This window comes from Variovorax brevis (assembly GCF_030317105.1).
In the GTDB taxonomy this organism is placed as follows: domain Bacteria; phylum Pseudomonadota; class Gammaproteobacteria; order Burkholderiales; family Burkholderiaceae_C; genus Variovorax; species Variovorax brevis.
Window position 1 is genome coordinate 363,049 of the sequence record NZ_JASZYG010000004.1, and the last position, 16,648, is coordinate 379,696.

Annotated in this window: 18 protein-coding genes; 8 read left to right on the plus strand and 10 right to left on the minus strand. The window is 64.6% G+C overall.

Going from position 1 to position 16,648, the window contains the following annotated elements; all coding sequences use genetic code 11:
• Window positions 1–98 precede the first annotated feature (98 nt).
• The 6 genes from QTI66_RS14530 to QTI66_RS14555 form a co-directional block, all read right to left on the minus strand.
• On the minus strand, window positions 99–1,145 hold the full coding sequence (locus QTI66_RS14530) for a PDDEXK nuclease domain-containing protein (protein WP_286560468.1): 1,047 nt from the start codon (window positions 1,143–1,145) through the stop codon (window positions 99–101).
• A 9-nt stretch (window positions 1,146–1,154) separates the two neighbouring features.
• A complete protein-coding gene (locus QTI66_RS14535; RefSeq protein WP_286560469.1) occupies window positions 1,155–1,337 on the minus strand; it encodes a hypothetical protein in 183 nt (60 codons plus the stop codon).
• Between the two features lie 12 nt (window positions 1,338–1,349).
• A complete protein-coding gene (parC, locus tag QTI66_RS14540) occupies window positions 1,350–3,725 on the minus strand; it encodes a DNA topoisomerase IV subunit A (protein WP_286560470.1) in 2,376 nt (791 codons plus the stop codon).
• A 26-nt stretch (window positions 3,726–3,751) separates the two neighbouring features.
• Complete coding sequence (locus QTI66_RS14545; protein ID WP_286560471.1) at window positions 3,752–4,612, minus strand: lytic transglycosylase domain-containing protein; 861 nt, start codon at window positions 4,610–4,612, stop codon at window positions 3,752–3,754.
• Between the two features lie 41 nt (window positions 4,613–4,653).
• Window positions 4,654–6,660, minus strand: coding sequence for a DNA topoisomerase IV subunit B (locus tag QTI66_RS14550; protein ID WP_286560472.1), 2,007 nt, complete (start codon window positions 6,658–6,660; stop codon window positions 4,654–4,656).
• A 69-nt stretch (window positions 6,661–6,729) separates the two neighbouring features.
• Window positions 6,730–7,404, minus strand: coding sequence for a TetR/AcrR family transcriptional regulator (locus tag QTI66_RS14555; protein ID WP_286560473.1), 675 nt, complete (start codon window positions 7,402–7,404; stop codon window positions 6,730–6,732).
• A 68-nt stretch (window positions 7,405–7,472) separates the two neighbouring features.
• On the opposite strand from QTI66_RS14555, the gene QTI66_RS14560 reads away from it, so the two are divergent.
• From QTI66_RS14560 to QTI66_RS14590, 7 genes are all read left to right on the plus strand, one after another.
• Window positions 7,473–8,270, plus strand: coding sequence for a sterol desaturase family protein (locus QTI66_RS14560; protein WP_286560474.1), 798 nt, complete (start codon window positions 7,473–7,475; stop codon window positions 8,268–8,270).
• Window positions 8,271–8,386: 116 nt separating this feature from the next.
• A complete protein-coding gene (locus QTI66_RS14565) occupies window positions 8,387–9,613 on the plus strand; it encodes an MFS transporter (RefSeq protein WP_286560475.1) in 1,227 nt (408 codons plus the stop codon).
• A gap of 12 nt (window positions 9,614–9,625) precedes the next feature.
• Window positions 9,626–9,766, plus strand: coding sequence for a hypothetical protein (locus QTI66_RS14570; protein WP_286560476.1), 141 nt, complete (start codon window positions 9,626–9,628; stop codon window positions 9,764–9,766).
• A complete protein-coding gene (locus QTI66_RS14575) occupies window positions 9,763–10,311 on the plus strand; it encodes a class I SAM-dependent methyltransferase (protein WP_286560477.1) in 549 nt (182 codons plus the stop codon). The genes QTI66_RS14570 and QTI66_RS14575 overlap by 4 nt, the downstream gene beginning before the upstream one ends.
• Before the next feature lie 108 nt (window positions 10,312–10,419).
• Window positions 10,420–11,310: a 4-hydroxy-tetrahydrodipicolinate synthase gene (gene dapA / locus QTI66_RS14580; protein WP_444815000.1), complete on the plus strand. Its 891-nt coding sequence runs from the start codon at window positions 10,420–10,422 to the stop codon at window positions 11,308–11,310.
• Between the two features lie 121 nt (window positions 11,311–11,431).
• On the plus strand, window positions 11,432–12,520 hold the full coding sequence (gene bamC / locus QTI66_RS14585) for an NlpB/DapX family lipoprotein (protein WP_286560478.1): 1,089 nt from the start codon (window positions 11,432–11,434) through the stop codon (window positions 12,518–12,520).
• Between the two features lie 12 nt (window positions 12,521–12,532).
• Window positions 12,533–13,309: an MBL fold metallo-hydrolase gene (locus QTI66_RS14590; protein ID WP_286560479.1), complete on the plus strand. Its 777-nt coding sequence runs from the start codon at window positions 12,533–12,535 to the stop codon at window positions 13,307–13,309.
• Window positions 13,310–13,408: 99 nt separating this feature from the next.
• Here the strand turns inward: QTI66_RS14590 and QTI66_RS14595 are convergent, their stop codons facing one another.
• The 3 genes from QTI66_RS14595 to QTI66_RS14605 form a co-directional block, all read right to left on the minus strand.
• A complete protein-coding gene (locus QTI66_RS14595; protein WP_286560480.1) occupies window positions 13,409–13,705 on the minus strand; it encodes a hypothetical protein in 297 nt (98 codons plus the stop codon).
• Between the two features lie 90 nt (window positions 13,706–13,795).
• Window positions 13,796–14,299 (minus strand): hypothetical protein, encoded by a 504-nt coding sequence (locus tag QTI66_RS14600; RefSeq protein WP_286560481.1) that lies wholly within the window; start codon window positions 14,297–14,299, stop codon window positions 13,796–13,798.
• Window positions 14,289–15,428, minus strand: a complete 1,140-nt coding sequence (locus tag QTI66_RS14605; RefSeq protein ID WP_286560482.1) for a JmjC domain-containing protein — start codon at window positions 15,426–15,428, stop codon at window positions 14,289–14,291. Before QTI66_RS14605 ends, QTI66_RS14600 begins: the two co-directional genes overlap by 11 nt.
• A 16-nt stretch (window positions 15,429–15,444) precedes the next feature.
• Between QTI66_RS14605 and QTI66_RS14610 the strand changes: the two genes are divergently transcribed.
• Window positions 15,445–15,969 (plus strand): FKBP-type peptidyl-prolyl cis-trans isomerase, encoded by a 525-nt coding sequence (locus QTI66_RS14610; RefSeq protein WP_286560483.1) that lies wholly within the window; start codon window positions 15,445–15,447, stop codon window positions 15,967–15,969.
• Window positions 15,970–16,041: 72 nt separating this feature from the next.
• On the opposite strand, the gene QTI66_RS14615 is transcribed toward QTI66_RS14610, so the two are convergent.
• The gene (locus tag QTI66_RS14615; RefSeq protein WP_286560484.1) at window positions 16,042–16,548 is read right to left on the minus strand and encodes a glycine zipper 2TM domain-containing protein; all 507 of its coding nucleotides are present in this window, start codon (window positions 16,546–16,548) and stop codon (window positions 16,042–16,044) included.
• Between the last annotated feature and the right edge of the window lie 100 nt (window positions 16,549–16,648).

The following is a 16,648-nucleotide window of genomic DNA, read 5'->3' on the forward strand; positions in this document are numbered from 1 at the left end:
GGCGTATTGCTTCGATGTTTGGCGCAACCCGATACCTTAGCGCACCCGAGGAGCACATGATTTGCTATCAATTCGATAGCGAATCATGCTTTGCAGACTCATTCTTCGCCAAACTGGCCCAATTCACGCTCGATTTGCTCGATCGTTGGCAGGCTGGATCGAAGCTCTGCTGGCAGCGACTCGACCAGTTGATACTCGGCGACGCCAATTGGCTTGTTCGAGTCGCGCAGTGCGTATTCCGCCACGACGCGGTTCTGCGTCTTGCACAGTAGCAGGCCAATCGTCGGGGTATCCAGCGCAGATTTGAGTTGTTCATCGACGGCCGTCAGATAGAAACTCAATTGGCCGGCGTGTTCCGGCTTGAATGCGCCGGCTTTCAGTTCGACGACAACGTAACAATGCAACTTCAGGTGATAGAACAACAGGTCGATGAAAAAATCATCACCACCCACTTCGAGAGGAACCTGCCGCCCGACATAGGCAAATCCCGCACCCAGTTCCAACAGGAAACGGGATACGTGCTGCACCAAGGCTTCTTCAATCGCCCGCTCATCGGCTTCCTGCCCGATGCCCAGAAAATCAAACACGTAGGGATCCTTGAGCGATTGCTGAGCCAGATCTGACCCCGGCGAAGGGAGGCGGGCTGAAAAATTGGTCACGGCCTTGCCTTCGCGTTCCAGCAGGCGCGTCTCGATGTGAATATTGAGCACGCTTCGGGACCAGCCGTGTTCAACGGCCCGCTGCGCATAGGCCAGGCGCTGCGCCGGCGCTTTCAGCTTGCTGAGCAGCACCAGGTTGTGCCCCCAAGGCAATTGTCCAACAGCCTGTTGGACAATTGCGTCGCTCGGCCATGCTTCGGCAAAGGCACGCATGGACATGAGGTTGGCACGCGAAAAGCCTCGCATGTCGGGAAAGGCGACGCGCAAGTCATGCGACAGACGCTCAATGACCTTCGCGCCCCAACCCTGGTTCGCCTGACGCACCAGAATGTCCCGTCCAATTTCCCAATACAACCGTACCAATTCACGGTTGACCGATGTCGCCGCCCGTCGTTGCGCTCCATGAATGCGGGATTTCAATTCCGAAAGCCACTCTGCATATCCGGCAGGGGCATTCGTCAGGGCGGAGGAATCTGAACTGCTCATCGGGTCGCTTCAACGCTTGCCACGCCGCTCATGCGCGCGCCGAACCTGTCGGCTTTGCGTCGCAAGCGCCGCCGCGCGCTCGCGCTCCGCCTTTTTGGCGCGCCGCTTGCGCGACAGAAAGCGCGCCAGTGCAAAGCTGCCGATGCAGCTTGCGATGAGCAAAATGGTGCCGACAACGCCGAAGTCCAACATGTCGATCTCCCGCTACTGCACGCGCACGATGCTGGCCGGCTTGAACCCGAGGTCCGCCGCCTTGCCCTTGCGTCCGCGATGGGTGCGCGCATTGTTGAGCGAACGGATCTCCAGCGTTTCCTCGCGCTCCTTGCCGCCGCGGCCCACGCCGTCGATCTTCACGCTGCGGGTGTACGCCGCAGCGCCAGCCAGCGTGTCCTTGGCTTCGAGGTCGATCAGGGTCAGCCCGCGTCCGCCCTTGGGCAGGGCCTTCAGCTCGCTGATCTCGAAGGTCAGGATGCGGCCGCCCGTCGATGCGCAGGCCACGTGCGTGGCAGCCGGCATCGGCTCGGCGCCGCTGGCACCGCTGACCAGCGAGGGCCGGCACAGCTGCTCGCCCTCGCCCACGTCGATGAAGGCCTTGCCGCCGCGCTGGCGTGACATCATGTTTTCCACCGTGGCGATGAAGCCGTAGCCGCCGCTGTTGGACAGCAGCACGCTGGCGCCGACCGGCCCGGCGAAATAGTGGGCCACGTGCGTGCCGCTTTCCAGTTCGATCAACGTCGTGACCGGCTGGCCGTCGCCGCGTGCACCCGGCAACGACGCCACCGGCACGGTGTAGACGCGCACGCTCTTGTCCTTGGCAGTGCCAAACACCAGCAGCGTGTCGACCGATCGGCACTCGAAGGCGCCGTACAGCCCGTCGCCCGACTTGAAGCTGTATTCCGGCGCCGGCGCGCCGACCGCGGGCCAGCCCTTTTGCGCGCGCACCCAGCCTTTTTGCGACACGATGACAGTGACGGGTTCGTCGACGACCCGCACTTCGGCCACCGCACGCTTTTCGGCCTGGATCAGCGTGCGCCGCGGGTCTTCGAAGTTCTTCGCATCGGCTTCGATTTCCTTGATGAGCAGGCGGCGCAATGCGGCAGGGCTGCCGAGCACGTCTTCCAGCCTCTTCTGGTCTTCGCGCAGGCCCTTGAGCTCCTGCTCGATCTTGATGGCTTCCAGCCGCGCCAACTGGCGCAGGCGAATTTCAAGGATGTCTTCGGCCTGCCGCTCGCTCAGGCTGAAGCGCGCAATCAGCGCTGCCTTCGGATCTTCCGCCGCGCGGATGATGGCGATCACTTCGTCGATGTTGAGCAGCACCAGCTGCCGTCCTTCGAGGATGTGGATGCGGTCGAGTACCTTGTCGAGCCGGAACTGCGAGCGCTTTTGCACCGTCTGCTCGCGGAAGGCCACCCACTCCAGCAGCATCTGCCGCAAGGACTTCTGCACCGGCTTGCCGTCGATGCCCACCATCGTGAGGTTGATGGGCGACGAGCTTTCCAGCGAGGTGTGCGCCAGCAGCGTCTTGCTGAATTCGTCCTGGCTGATGCGGCTGGTCTTGGGTTCGAACACCAGGCGCACAGGCGCGTCCTTGCTCGATTCGTCGCGCACCACGTCGAGCACCGCGAGCACCGTGGACTTGAGCTGCGTCTGCTCGGCCGTGAGTGCCTTCTTGCCGGCGCGCACTTTGGGGTTGGTGAGTTCCTCGATTTCTTCCAGCACCTTCTGCGTGCTGACGCCCGGCGGCAGTTCGTTGACGACCAGTTGCCACTGGCCGCGGGCGAGGTCTTCGATCTTCCAGCGCGCGCGCACCTTGAGCGAGCCGCGGCCCGTGCGGTAGGCGTCGGCGATGTCGCTCGCGCTGCTGATGATCTGCGCGCCACCCGGATAGTCGGGCCCCGGCACCATCGAGAAGAGTTCCTCGTCGCTGATCTTGCCGTTGTTCTTGATGATCGCGACGCAGGCGTCGGCGATCTCGCGCAAGTTGTGGCTGGGGATTTCGGTGGCCAGGCCGACCGCGATGCCGCTGGCGCCGTTGAGCAAGGCGAAGGGCAGGCGCGCTGGCAGCAGGCTCGGCTCTTCGGTGCTGCCGTCATAGTTGGGCACGAAGTTGACGGTGCCTTCGTCGATTTCGTCGAGCAGCAGGCTGGTGATGCGCGCCAGGCGCGCCTCGGTGTAGCGCATGGCCGCTGCGCCGTCGCCGTCGCGGCTGCCGAAGTTGCCTTGCCCGTCCACCAGCGGATAACGCTGCGAGAAGTCCTGCGCCATGCGCACCAGCGCGTCGTACGCGGCCTGGTCGCTGTGCGGGTGGAAACGGCCGAGCACGTCACCCACCACGCGCGCACTTTTCACCGGCTTGGCGCCGACGGTGCCGTTGGCGCCGCCGTACCCGAGCCCCATGCGCGACATCGAATAAAGAATGCGGCGCTGCACGGGCTTTTGCCCGTCGGAGACGTCAGGCAGTGCGCGGCCCTTGACCACGCTGAGCGCGTATTCAAGATAAGCCTGCTGCGCGTAGTCCGCCAGCGTGAGACCGGTGTCGTCGTCCGGCGGTGGGAGATCCAGCATTGATTGGGAGTCCATCTTCTTCTGTCGCTTGTGTTCAGTATTTATTCGTTGGCCGGTTGCGTTGGCGCGGCCGGCGGGTCGGGCATGTCCGGCATTCTGGCCGGCTGCGCGGGCGGCAAGTTGCCGCGCCCGATCGCGCCGCCCATTTCCATGTGGACCCGACCGGGCGCCTTGCCGCCGCGCGTGCCGCCCGGGACGGCGATGCCTCCGGCCGTCGGCTTGAGGTACGCATACAACTGCAGCACCGTCGCCACGTAGTTCTGCGTCTCGGGATAGTTCGGAATCTTGTTGCCAGCCCGCTGCACCGCGCCCTCGCCCGCGTTGTACGCAGCGAGTGCGAGTTCGATCTGGCCGGGAAACATCGCGATCAGATCACGCAAGTAGCGCGAGCCTGTCGAAATATTGAGCTTCGGATCAAACAACTTCTGCTCGATCGCCCCGCGCGCGTCGGTGCGAACGCCGTAGCGCTGCGCAGTGTCGGGCATGACCTGCATCAGCCCGATGGCGCCCTTGGGCGACACGGCCTGCGAATCGAAACCCGACTCCGTGGCGATCAATGCCTGCAGCAATTCATAGTCGATCGAATGCGTGCGCGACGCATCGCGCAAGGCTGCCTTCGCAATCTTGTAGCCGGGCGACGCATTGAACAGCGTCAGCAAGGTCTGCGACGCCGGTGGCACGCCCGCATTTCGGGCGTCCCGCTTCGCACTCCTGCCCAAGGGCGCAACGCCCTTGGCCGTGTCGAAACTTTGACCCGCGCGAAAGAACAATTGATAGCGCGAATCCAGCGGCTCCGATGCGAAATGCGCTACGCCCCTGGCATCCACGTAACCGTAGATGTCCGCGGCATGCACCCAGGGCGACAGCGCAACAACCCAGAGCGCGACGAGCAGGGAGCGCATTGTTTTCACCGGCCTCACGAAACGAGCAAGTCGAGGGTGAACTAGATGTCCACCTCGACGTCATCGCCGCGCAACTCCATGAGCTCGCGACGCGCAGCCGCTTCGCCCTTGCCCATGAGCTTGGTGATCTCGCCTTGCGTCTGCTCGAAGTCGAGCCGGCCCAGCCGCACTTGCAGCAGGCGTCGCGTGTCGGGGTTGAGCGTGGTTTCCCACAACTGCTCGGCGCTCATTTCGCCCAAGCCCTTGAAGCGGCTGATCGACCATGCGCCTTCGCGCACGCCGTCCTTGCGCAGCTTGTCGAGGATGGCGGTGAGTTCGCCTTCATCCAGCGCATACACCTTGGCCGCGGGCTTCTTGCCGCGCGCCGGTGCATCGACTCGGAACAGCGGCGGCTTGGCCACGAACACGTGGCCCGCATCGATGAGCTTCGGAAAGTGCCGGAAAAAGAGCGTGAGCAGCAGCACCTGGATGTGCGAGCCATCGACGTCCGCATCGCTCAGGATGCAGACCTTGCCGTAGCGCAGGCCCGTCATGTCCGGCGTGTCGTTGGGTCCATGCGGATCAACGCCGATCGCCACCGAGATGTCGTGGATTTCGTTGTTGGCAAAGAGCCGGTCGCGCTCCACTTCCCAAGTGTTGAGCACCTTGCCGCGCAGCGGCAGGATGGCTTGCGATTCCTTGTCGCGGCCCATCTTGGCGCTGCCGCCGGCGGAGTCACCCTCGACCAGGAAGACCTCGTTGTGCGCGATGTCCTTGCTCTCGCAGTCGGTCAGCTTGCCGGGCAACACGGCCACGCCGGAGCCCTTGCGCTTCTCGACTTTCTGTCCAGCCCGCTGCCGCGTCTGCGCGGCCTTGATGGCCAGTTCGGCCAGCTTCTTGCCGTAGTCGACGTGCTGGTTCAGCCACAGCTCCAGCGCGGGCCGCACGAAGCTCGACACCAGCCGCACCGCATCGCGCGAGTTCAGGCGCTCCTTGATCTGGCCCTGGAACTGCGGATCGAGCACCTTGGCGCTCAGCACGTACGAGGCTCGCGCAAACACGTCTTCAGGCAGCAGCTTCACACCCTTGGGCAGCAGCGAGTGCAGTTCGACAAAGCTCTTGACGGCATTGAACAAACCGTCGCGCAGGCCGCTTTCGTGGGTGCCGCCGGCGCTGGTGGGAATCAGGTTGACGTAGCTCTCACGCACCGGCTGGCCTTCTTCGGTGAAGGCCACGCACCATTCGGCACCCTCGCCTTCGGCAAAGTTGTCGGCGTTCTTGTCGGCATAGCCCGTGCCTTCGAACAGCGGGATCACCGGATCGCCGTTGAGCGTCTGCATCAGGTAGTCGCGCAGACCGCCCTTGTAGAGCCATTGCTGCGTGTCCTTGGTCTTCTCGTTGACGAGCGTGACGGTGACGCCCGGCATCAGCACCGCCTTGCTGCGCAGCAGATGCGTGAGTTCGTGGATGGGCAACACGGCCGACTCGAAGTACTTTGCATCCGGCCAGGCGCGCACCGTGGTGCCCTGCTTGCGGTCGCGTCCGCCTTCGGCGTTGGCGCTGCCGCCGCTTTCCTGGGGCCGAACCTGCAATGCCTCGATCGCGTCGCCGGCGGAGAACGCCAGTTGCGCCACCGAACCCTCGCGGTACGAAGTCACTTCAAGCCGCGTCGAAAGCGCGTTGGTCACCGACACGCCCACGCCGTGCAGGCCACCGGAAAAGCTGTAGGCGCCGCCGGAGCCCTTGTCGAACTTGCCGCCCGCGTGCAGGCGCGTGAACACCAGTTCAACGACGGGCGCCTTTTCTTCGGGATGCAGGCCAAAGGGAATGCCGCGCCCGTCGTCCTCGACGCTCACCGAACCATCGGTGTGCATCGTGACCTTGATTTTCTTGCCGTAGCCCGCGAGCGCCTCGTCGGCCGCGTTGTCGAGCACTTCCTGGATGATGTGCAGCGGGTTGTCGGTGCGGGTGTACATGCCCGGCCGCTGCTTGACCGGCTCGAGTCCCTTGAGGACGCGGATCGAGCCTTCGGAATAGGCGGGAGGATTTGTCTTGCTGGTGGTTGGCATGGTGGCGGATTGTAGTCAGCCGCACCGGAAATAACTGGATATCCATCCAGCCGTCGAGCGTGACTGCTTTCAGGGAGCAGAAATCGCAGCGTTCAGGCGCTGTGCTTCCTGACCCATCACAGACAGCAGGGCCTCGATGCCGACCGCAAAGGTCGTGTCCCATTGCGAGGGCTGAAAGAACTTCCCCGCGCTGATCAACCGCGGGCACTCCCGCATCACGAACTCGTCGCTGACCGGATCGGCCGCCGACGGGCCCTTGGCATAGCCCGAGGTCTCGTCAAGCCCGGCGCCCGTGACGTAGTAGCCGATCGCACGGAAGTAGCGCGCCGACACTTCGGGGTCTTGCACGACGGCCTGGATCAGCGTCAGGATGGACTCGATGAAGCACACCCCCGTGGGCGTGTTGAGTCGGTGCACCGCGATCAGCGGATACAGCGCCGGAAAGCGGTGCGCCATGGCCCGGTAGCCGTAGATCGCGTGGCGCACGCGCTCCATCGGCGTCAGGTCAACGGGCGGGTTTTCCAGCGACGAAAGCGCATGGTCGACCATGGCGTCAAGAAGATGCTGCTTGCTCGGGAAGTGGTGGTAGAGGCTCATCGCCTCCCGGCCCAAGCGCAGGCCCACCTTGCGCATGCTCAGCGCGGGCAGCCCATCCGCCGCGACCTCGTCGAGTGCTGCCTGCAAGATGCGCTGGGCCGACAGGGGCTCAGCCCCACCGTCTCCATTCTTTTTGCTCAATGCCATGCTTGAAATCTTACAGCGTAAGGTCTAGACTTTGCTCAAACCTTACAGCGTAAGAAAGGAGCCTCTCCATGGAAACCGTCGATCTCGTCGGCCTTCTGGTGCCGGTCACTTATCTGTTGATGCTGGCGGTCGAAACACGCTGGCCGGCGCGTGCCTTCCCGGCACGACGCGGGTGGCGATGGCTCGGGGTTGGCTTTCTGGTGTTGATCGGGACGGCGGGCGCCGTCGTGCCGATGCTGCTGCCGCTCTCCTGGATGGAAGCGCACCGCTGGATGGACGGCACGCGCCTGGGTGTGGTCGGCGGCACCGCCCTCGGCTGGTTCGTGCTGTCGGGCCTGGCGTACGTCTGGCATCGCGCGGAGCACACGTTTTCGCCGCTGTGGCGTTTCGGCCATCAGGTGCATCACGGTCCGCAACGCGTCGACATCTCCGGCTCGACGCTGTTCCACCCGGCAGAAATGATCGTGCAGGTGCTGTTGCAGCTTTTCGTGACGGTCATCGTGCTCGGGCTCGACCCGCTGGCGGCGGCACTGGTGGGCTATGTGGCCGCCTTCTACGGCATGTTCCAGCACTGGAACGTGCGCACGCCGCAGTGGCTGGGCTACATCATCCAGCGGCCCGAAGCGCATTGCGTTCACCATCGCCAGGGCGTGCACGCCTGGAACTACGGCGACTTGCCGCTGTGGGACCTGCTGATGGGCACCTTTCGCAATCCGCGCGAGTTTCGCGGCGAGTGCGGTTTCGAGACGCCCGCCGACCGTCGCCTGGGTGCGATGCTGGCGTGGCGCGACGTGAACGCACCGGTGTACGGCGCGGGCAGCCGGGGCGCGGCGCCCTCCGCCGCCGCCCATGGAACGGTCGCATGAACGGGACTCCGGCGCGCCAGCGATGCTGATACGGCATCAAAGCGCGGGCGATATTTCAACAATCGGGAATGCCCCGCAGGCCGCGGCCTGAGGGGCTTTTGGGTACATTGGCCGGCATGCGTTCCACCACCGGCCAAGCCCTCAGCCTCAAGCAGGTGCTGCTTTGCGGCGCCATGATCGTCACCCTTTCAATGGGCATCCGCCACGGCTTCGGCCTGTGGCTGCAACCGATCACGCAGGCGCAGGACTGGTCACGGCAAACCTTCTCGCTGGCGCTGGCCATCCAGAACCTGTCGTGGGGCGTGATGGGCATCTTCGCGGGCATGCTGGCCGACAAGCTGGGTGCATCGAAGGTGCTGGTGATCGGCGCGGTCGTCTATGCCCTGGGCCTCGTGGGCATGGCGCTGTCGACGACGCCGCTGCTCTTTGCACTGACCACGGGCGTGCTCATCGGCGCCGCGCAGGCCGGCACCACCTACGCCGTGATCTACGGCGTGATCGGGCGGCAGATTCCGGCTGAAAAGCGTTCGTGGGCCATGGGCGTCGCAGCGGCTGCGGGCTCTTTCGGCCAGTTCCTCATGGTGCCGGTCGAAGGCCAGTTGATCGGCCATTTCGGCTGGCAGACCGCCCTGCTGGTGCTCGCGGCGGCCTCGCTCCTCATCGTGCCGCTGGCGGCAGGGCTGCGCGAACCGCAGCATGGCGCGAATGGTGCCGCGCCGCGCACCCAGACCATCGCACAGGCGATTTCCGAAGCCTTTCGCTACCCGAGCTTCAGGCTGCTGATGGCGGGCTACTTTGTCTGCGGATTCCAGGTGGTGTTCATCGGCGTTCACATGCCCAGCTACCTGCGCGACAAGGGCCTGTCGCCCGATGTGGCCAGCTACGCGCTGGCGCTGATCGGGCTGTTCAACGTGTTCGGCACCTACATCGCCGGCTCGCTCGGCCAACGCCTGGCGCGCCGCAAGATCCTCGCGGCCATCTACTTCGGGCGCTCGATTGCGATTGCGGCCTTTCTCATCGCGCCGATCTCGCCGCTGTCGGTCTATGTGTTTGCGGCGGTGATCGGCTTCCTGTGGCTGTCGACCGTGCCGCCGACCAACGCCATCGTGGCCAACATCTTCGGCGTGGCGCACCTGTCGATGCTCAGCGGCTTTGCCTTTTTCGGCCACCAGATCGGCTCCTTCCTGGGCGTCTGGCTGGGTGGCTTCCTGTACGACCGCACGGGGAGCTACGACATCGTCTGGTACATCTCGATTGCCTTGGGCGTGCTCGCAGCGCTGGTAAACCTGCCGGTGCGCGAATCGGCCATCGTGCGGCCGGTGCCCACGCCACAGCCCGCCTGAGGACACGCTGAAATGCGAAGCCACACACGTCACCGTGTCGAGCGCACAGCCTGGTTCGTTGCCGCCGCAGCAGCGCTTGCGGGCGTGTTCGTGCTCTACACGCGGCCCGGCTTCCTGGTGACCCTGGTCGATCAAATCTGGGCCTGCTTTTGAGCGGCCCGCACGACGCCCTCGCCGCATCGGGCTGGATCGCCCGGTGGACGCACTTGGTGCCGCCCGGCGGCACCGTCCTCGACGTGGCCTGCGGTTCCGGTCGCCACATGCGCTGGTTCGCAGACAAGGGATTTGTAACGACCGGCGTTGATCGCTCAAGCGACGCCCTGGCCTCGGCCGGCGCTTTCGGACGCACCGTGCTGGCGGACATCGAGTCGGGCCCTTGGCCCTTTGACGGCAAGGCGTTCGACGCGGTGGTCGTCACCAATTACCTCTGGCGCGAGCGCTTGCCCGACGTCGTCGCCGCGCTCGCGCCGGGCGGCGTGCTGCTCTACGAAACTTTTGCACAGGGCAACGAGACCGTGGGCAAGCCGTCGCGGCCGGACTTCCTGCTGGCGCCGGGCGAACTCCTGCGCGCCTGCGCCGGCCTGCGCATCGTGGCTTATGAAGACGGGTTCCTGCCCGATCCCGACCGCTTCGTGCAGCGAATCGCGGCCGTTCGCCCCGAAAGCCAAGCTTCAGGGCCGCCGCGCCACTTGCTGTAGCCGCACCGGCCGCGGGTCCGAATAACACGTATCACCCGAGACGCGCAAGGTCAAGTGCCCAAGGTTCATTAGAATAGGTACTTTTCGTCCTCCCAAAGAGACACTCCCTTGCAGCAACTGACTGGCAGCATCGTCGCGCTCATCACGCCGATGCACGAAGACGGCAGCGTCGACTATCCGGCCCTGCGCCGACTCATCGACTGGCACATTGAAGAAGGCACCGACTGCCTTGGCGTCGTTGGCACGACCGGTGAATCCCCGACGGTCGACGTCGAGGAACACTGCGAAATCATTCGCGTCTCGGTCGAGCAGGCCAAGGGCCGCGTGCCCGTCATGGCGGGTTGCGGGGCCAATTCCACCCGCGAAGCCATCGAACTCGCCAAATTCGCCAAGGGCGTGGGCGCCGATTCGCAACTGCAAGTGGTGCCCTACTACAACAAGCCGACGCAAGAAGGCCAGTACCAGCATTTCAAGGCCATCGCAGAAGCGGTGGGCGACCTGCCGACGGTGCTCTACAACGTGCCCGGCCGCAGCGTGGCCGATATGGCGCACGAAACAGTCCTGCGCCTGGCGCAGGTGCCGGGCATCATCGGCATCAAGGAAGCCACGGGCAACATCGAGCGTGCGCAATGGCTCATCCGCGATGTGCCGAAAGACTTTGCCGTCTATTCCGGCGACGACCCCACGGCCGTGGCACTCATGCTGTGCGGCGGCCAGGGCAACATCAGCGTGACGGCCAACGTCGCGCCGCGCAAGATGCACGAGCTGTGCGTGGCGGCCATTGCAGGCGACGTGAAGCGCGCCATGCAGATCCAGATGGAACTGCTGCCGCTGCATCGCCATCTGTTCGTGGAGCCCAACCCCATTCCCGTGAAGTGGGCCATGGCCCGCATGGGCCTGTGCGGCGGTGCGCTGCGACTGCCCCTGACCGAACTGTCCGAAGGCGCCCGACCCGTTGTCGAAGGGGCACTGCGTCAAACCGGCCTGCTCAAGGCTTGATTCCATTGAACGCGGCGGGTCATGCAAGCCGGCAACCTTTTGCGCGCCATTCGCTCTGATACCTGCCGCGCCCTGACCGACGGCCATTGAGATACCCGCCATTCCACTGAGGACGAAGACGTTGAAAACCCTTTCGCGATTTGCATTGCTGGCCCTCGTTGCCAGCCTTGCCGCCTGCTCCGCACTGGAGAGCGACAAGATTGACTACAAGAGCGCCGGCAAGGCCCCCACGCTGGAGGTGCCGCCCGATCTCACGCAACTGTCGCGCGACAACCGCTACGTCGTGCCTGGCGGCCCGGTGTCGGCCACCGCCTTCCAGACCGGCATCGCCAATGCACCCGGCGCGCCAACGGCCGTGAGCGTCGTGGGCGACGTTCGCATGGAAACGTCGGGAACGCAGCGTTGGCTGGTCGTCAACCGCTCGCCCGATCAACTGTGGGAGCCCATCAAGGACTTCTGGCAGGAGAGCGGCTTTCTGCTGACCACCGACCAGCGCAACCTCGGCATCATGGAAACCGACTGGGCCGAGAACCGCGCCAAGCTGCCGCAGGACATCATTCGCGGCACGCTGGGCAAGATGGTGGATTCGCTGTATTCCACGGGTGAACTCGACCGTTTCCGCACGCGCCTGGAGCGCACGGCGAACGGCACCGAAGTCTTCGTGAGCCACCGCGGCATGATCGAGGTCTACTCCAACAGCCAGAAGGACCAGACCATCTGGCAGCCGCGCCCGGCCGACCGCGAACTCGAAACCGAATTCCTGCGCCGCCTGATGGTGAAGCTGGGCGTTCCGCAAGAACAATCGAAGGCGTTGGTGGCTTCTGGCTCCGCGCCGGTGGAACGCCAGCGCGCAACAGTGTCCGACCTCAACGGCCAACCCATCGTCACGATCAACGACGGCTTCGATCGCGCCTGGCGCCGCGTGGGCCTGACGCTGGATCGCACCGGCTTCACGGTGGAAGACCGCGACCGCGCCGCCGGCACTTACTTCGTGCGCTACGTGCCGCCGGATCGCAAGGAGCCCGGCGCCCTGGCCAAGCTCATCACCTTCGGCCAGGCTGGCAAGGGCGAGGCGCCGCTCAAGCTGCGCGTGCTCGTGAAGAGCGAGGCCGACACCAGCGTGGTGAGCGTGCTTGATCAAGCGGGCGCGCCCGAGAAATCCGACAACGCGAAGAAGATCGTCCAGGTCATCGCCGACGACCTGAAGTGATTCGCCTTTGCCATGCTGCGCTTTCGTAGCCTCGGCAGTGGCAGCACGGGCAATGCCACGCTGGTCGAAGCGACCAGCGCTGGCCGCACCACGCGCCTCCTGATCGACTGCGGCTTTGCGCTGCGTCATCTCGAAGCGCGTCTTGCACGCGCAGGCCTCCTGCCCACTGACATCGACGCGGTGTTCATCACGCATGAACATGGCGATCACATCGGTTGTGCGCACACCTTGTCCAAGCGCCATCGCATCCCGGTGTGGATGAGCGAAGGCACATGGCTCGCCACGGGCGGGCGCGACTTCGAAGGCCGTCTGCACATTGCGCGCGATGGCGACACCATCGACATCGGCGACATGCAACTGCAGCCCTTCACCGTGCCGCATGACGCACGCGAGCCGCTTCAACTGCGCTGCACCGATGGCGCGCGGCATCTTGGCGTGCTGACGGACCTGGGCCACGCAACGCCCTATGTCATCCATCGACTCGGCGCTCTGGATGCCTTGCTGCTGGAGTTCAATCACGACGCGGACATGCTTGCGGGATCAGCCTATCCGCCCTTCCTGAAGCAACGCGTGGGCGGCAACTATGGCCACCTGTCCAATGCCGCTGCCGCCGCCATTGCTGCGGCGGTGTTGCATGGCGGATTGCGGCATCTGGTGGCTGCACACCTGAGCGAGCAGAACAATCGACCAGAGATCGTGCGCCGCGTGATGGCGCAAGCCCTGGGCGCACAAGAGCAGGACATGCTCACTGCCACGGCCAGCGAAGGCACTTGCTGGCTCGACGCGTGAAGTCTCTTGCGCTCATCTTCATCCTTCCATAAACAAGGCCGCCCCGAAGGGCGGCCTGTCGCTCGGATTCAGAGCAAAGACAACGAAAGAGACGGGCTGTTACGGCTTGGCGGGTGGGGCCGCAGCAGCAGCATCCGCAGCGGCCTTGCGCGCAGCTTCGGCCGCCTTGTTCGCTTCGTCCAGTGCGGCAGCCGCATCGGGCGCTGGTGCCGGTGACGAAGCAGCGGGCGCGGGCGCAGGTGCAGGCGTTACCACGACCGCCGTCGGTGGAGCAGGCGCGGGTGCCGGTGCAGCCGCAGGCGGCGTCACGACAACGGGTGCCGCTTCTTCCTTTTTTCCGCACGCGCTCAACGCAGCAACCGCCACCACTGAGGCGACCAGAACGTGTTTCTTCATGTGTACTCCTTTGAATGGATGTCCAAGGAGAAAAATTCTAGACCCGGCTCGCCGTTTACCCGTGTATCAAAGGGTGATTGCGCGTTTGGCCTACAAGCCCAGGGTACTGGTCGGAAAACCCGCCCGGCTGTGTCGAAGGCATTCGTCGATGGCCTCGCGCAATGCGCGTCGGCTCACGCCGTCGTTGCCGCTCATTCCCTTGTAATTTTCAACGTCCATGCGGCGCGCAAACCATGCAGGAGTCCAGATGCCGCTGGGCACTTGCGGCATGCCGGATCCGCGACACACGCGGCAATCAACGATGTGCCCCCACATGCGCCGCCATGTCACGAAGCGTGCGTGATACCGCTCGAACACATCAAATCGTTCGGCCAGCATGACCATGCTGCGCCCCGCGGCCGACCATTGCTGCAAGGCATCCGCCGTCGCGCGATCGCCCAGGGGCCAGTCGACATAGTCGGGGTCGCTCAGGACGATCTCGCGCCAGCCTTCGCGTGCCGCTGCTTCGAGTGCAGACAGCACGAGTTCGCGAAATGCCTGTGGCCCTTCGAAGCGGCCATGCGGCAGCGATGAAGCGTCGTCTTCAGCCGGCACGCAACCACCCCGCCTCGCACCAGTCGCTCAGCAATTCGATGGCGTCATCACTCGCGCTGGCGAGTTCCCGTGCCTGCAATTCGCGCGTGTCCGCGAGGCTGCGCATGAGTTTCGCGTCGCGGCCCGACGCACGAAAACTTTCGCCGTTGATGTAGATGTGCCGCTCGTCGTAGAGCATGCGCGTGCGCCGGTCGAGCGTGACCTTAAGCCATTCATCGGGAACGTCGGATGACTCGAACCACACGTTGGACTTGGGCTCGGTCATCGATTCGCCGAGCGCGCGTTCCACCGCGTGCGGTTCACGCAATGCCGCTTCGACGGCTTCTTGCGCAAAGGCCTGCAAAGCCGCTGGCATGGCGGCCGGCGTGGCCACTGCAGCCTGGCCCGGATCGCGATAGTGCGTGCGCGCGGAGATCACGGCGTGCTCGAGTTCATCGGCATGCGCTTCGGCGATGCGCGCGAGCAAGTCGGCGCCCAGGTGGTTGCGCGCGGGCGAGCGCAATCCGATCGAATAGGTCATGCAATCGCCACCGACGGCGACGCCGTCGTGCGCATAGCGCGGCGGCAGGTAGAGCATGTCGCCGGGTTCGAGGTCGAATGTCTGCTCCGGCTCGAAGCGTTCGAGGATCTTGAGCGGCACGCCCTGTTGCAAGGCCATGTCGCGCTGACGGCCGATGGACCAGCGCCGGCAACCGGTGGCCTGCAGGAGGAACACGTCATAGCTGTCGAAGTGCGGCCCGACGCCGCCCTGGTCGCTGGCGTAGCTGATCATCAGATCATCCAGCCGCGCGTCAGGCACAAAGCGGAACTGCTTGAGCAGCGCATGCGCGCCTTCGTGATGCAGGTCCACGCCTTGCACGAGCAGCGTCCACGCGGGTTGTGTTGCAGCCGGCAGGGCACGCCGCGCAAAGGGACCGTGGCGCAGCGTCCAGCCTTTGGCGCCGTGCTGGATGAGGCGAGACTCGACGCCCTCTTGGGACGCCAGTTCGAACAGCGCGGGCTTTGCAATCGGTGGCACCATATCGGGTATGGCACCGCGAATCAGCAGCGGCTTTTTCTGCCAGTAACGGCGCATGAATTGGTCGGCGCTCAATCCGCCGAGCAACGTTAAGGGCATATGGGTCTCCATGGGAGAATTCTCGCTTATGGAAATCTCGGAACAATGCGTGGTCGGACTGACCTGGACGCTGAAAGACACGCTCGGCGAAATATTGGATGAACTCGACGCACCCGTCGAGTTCCTGGTAGGCGGCGACGACCTCTTCGATGCCATCGAAGCCGCGCTGCAGGGCCACGGCCCCGGCGCCAAGGTGCAACTTCACCTGGAGCCCGAACAGGCATTCGGCGACTTCGACGAAGAGCTAGTCTTTCTGGAACGCCGGGCACTCTTCCCCGAAGGCATCGAGGAAGACATGACCTTCGACGGCGCGGCGCTGCCACCCGGCGTCAATGCGGACATGCCGCGCAACGTGCTTTACACGGTGACGGAAATCTATCCGGAGCACGTGGTGCTCGACGGTAATCATCCGCTCGCGGGTATTGCGCTGCGGCTCGACCTGACGGTCGCCTCGGTGCGCGAAGCAACGGAGGAAGAAGTGGGCCGCGGAACGGCAGGCACCGGCTTCTTCAAGGTCCACACCATCGAGCCGGGCAACAACACCTTGCACTGAGGGGCGTCAACAAAGCAAAAGCCGGGCAAGCCCGGCTTTTTTTCTTTTGGCGCGAACGCCAGGTCGACGACGTCAGATGCGCGAGATCTGGCCGTTGTCGATGCGCACGCGGTCGCCGACGCGCAGATCGCCCGGGTTGCTGACGTCGAACGCGCGATAGCCGCCTTGCTCCGTCTGGATCGACACGCGGTAGCTTTGATAGACCTGCGGCGCCCTGTTGTTGGCTTCAATGACATTGCCCAGAACGGCGCCGCCCACCGCGCCAAGAATGGTCGCAGCGGTGTTGCCGCGACCACTGCCCACCTGGTGCCCCAGCACGCCGCCGACCACACCGCCTGCAACGGCGCCACCACCGCTGGTGGGGCCGCCGCTGGCCGTGGTTTGCAGCACCTCGATGTTGGCCACGCGCCCGTAGACCACGTTGGGCGCGGGTTGCGCGGCAACGGGATATGGCGCCGCTTGGTAGGGGTAACGGTTGGTCGTCTGGTAAACCGGTGCCGGGGCCACGCAGGCGGTCAGGGTGGCGAGCGCCAGCACGGAGCCGGCAACGGAGATGAATCGGGTCGAAAAGTTTTTCATGATGTGTTGCTCCTCGTCACCTGAGTGCGGTGGCCTATGTACTCAACGTGCCTCGCGCCTTCAGGATGACCTGCAGAAAAGTGTGTCCAGTTCGACGCGG

Bases quoted from the DNA above. Each gene is read 5' to 3' on its own strand.
- QTI66_RS14560 (WP_286560474.1), top strand. From the start codon at position 7,473: ATGGAAACCGTCGATCTCGTCGGCCTTCTGGTGCCGGTCACTTATCTG.
- QTI66_RS14565 (WP_286560475.1), top strand. From the start codon at position 8,387: ATGCGTTCCACCACCGGCCAAGCCCTCAGCCTCAAGCAGGTGCTGCTT.
- QTI66_RS14535 (WP_286560469.1), bottom strand. From the start codon at position 1,337: ATGTTGGACTTCGGCGTTGTCGGCACCATTTTGCTCATCGCAAGCTGC.
- QTI66_RS14550 (WP_286560472.1), bottom strand. From the start codon at position 6,660: ATGCCAACCACCAGCAAGACAAATCCTCCCGCCTATTCCGAAGGCTCG.
- QTI66_RS14605 (WP_286560482.1), bottom strand. From the start codon at position 15,428: ATGGAGACCCATATGCCCTTAACGTTGCTCGGCGGATTGAGCGCCGAC.
- QTI66_RS14610 (WP_286560483.1), top strand. From the start codon at position 15,445: ATGGAAATCTCGGAACAATGCGTGGTCGGACTGACCTGGACGCTGAAA.
- QTI66_RS14545 (WP_286560471.1), bottom strand. From the start codon at position 4,612: ATGCGCTCCCTGCTCGTCGCGCTCTGGGTTGTTGCGCTGTCGCCCTGG.
- QTI66_RS14555 (WP_286560473.1), bottom strand. From the start codon at position 7,404: ATGGCATTGAGCAAAAAGAATGGAGACGGTGGGGCTGAGCCCCTGTCG.
- QTI66_RS14570 (WP_286560476.1), top strand. From the start codon at position 9,626: ATGCGAAGCCACACACGTCACCGTGTCGAGCGCACAGCCTGGTTCGTT.
- QTI66_RS14615 (WP_286560484.1), bottom strand. From the start codon at position 16,548: ATGAAAAACTTTTCGACCCGATTCATCTCCGTTGCCGGCTCCGTGCTG.
- QTI66_RS14590 (WP_286560479.1), top strand. From the start codon at position 12,533: ATGCTGCGCTTTCGTAGCCTCGGCAGTGGCAGCACGGGCAATGCCACG.
- QTI66_RS14595 (WP_286560480.1), bottom strand. From the start codon at position 13,705: ATGAAGAAACACGTTCTGGTCGCCTCAGTGGTGGCGGTTGCTGCGTTG.
- parC (WP_286560470.1), bottom strand. From the start codon at position 3,725: ATGGACTCCCAATCAATGCTGGATCTCCCACCGCCGGACGACGACACC.
- QTI66_RS14530 (WP_286560468.1), bottom strand. From the start codon at position 1,145: ATGAGCAGTTCAGATTCCTCCGCCCTGACGAATGCCCCTGCCGGATAT.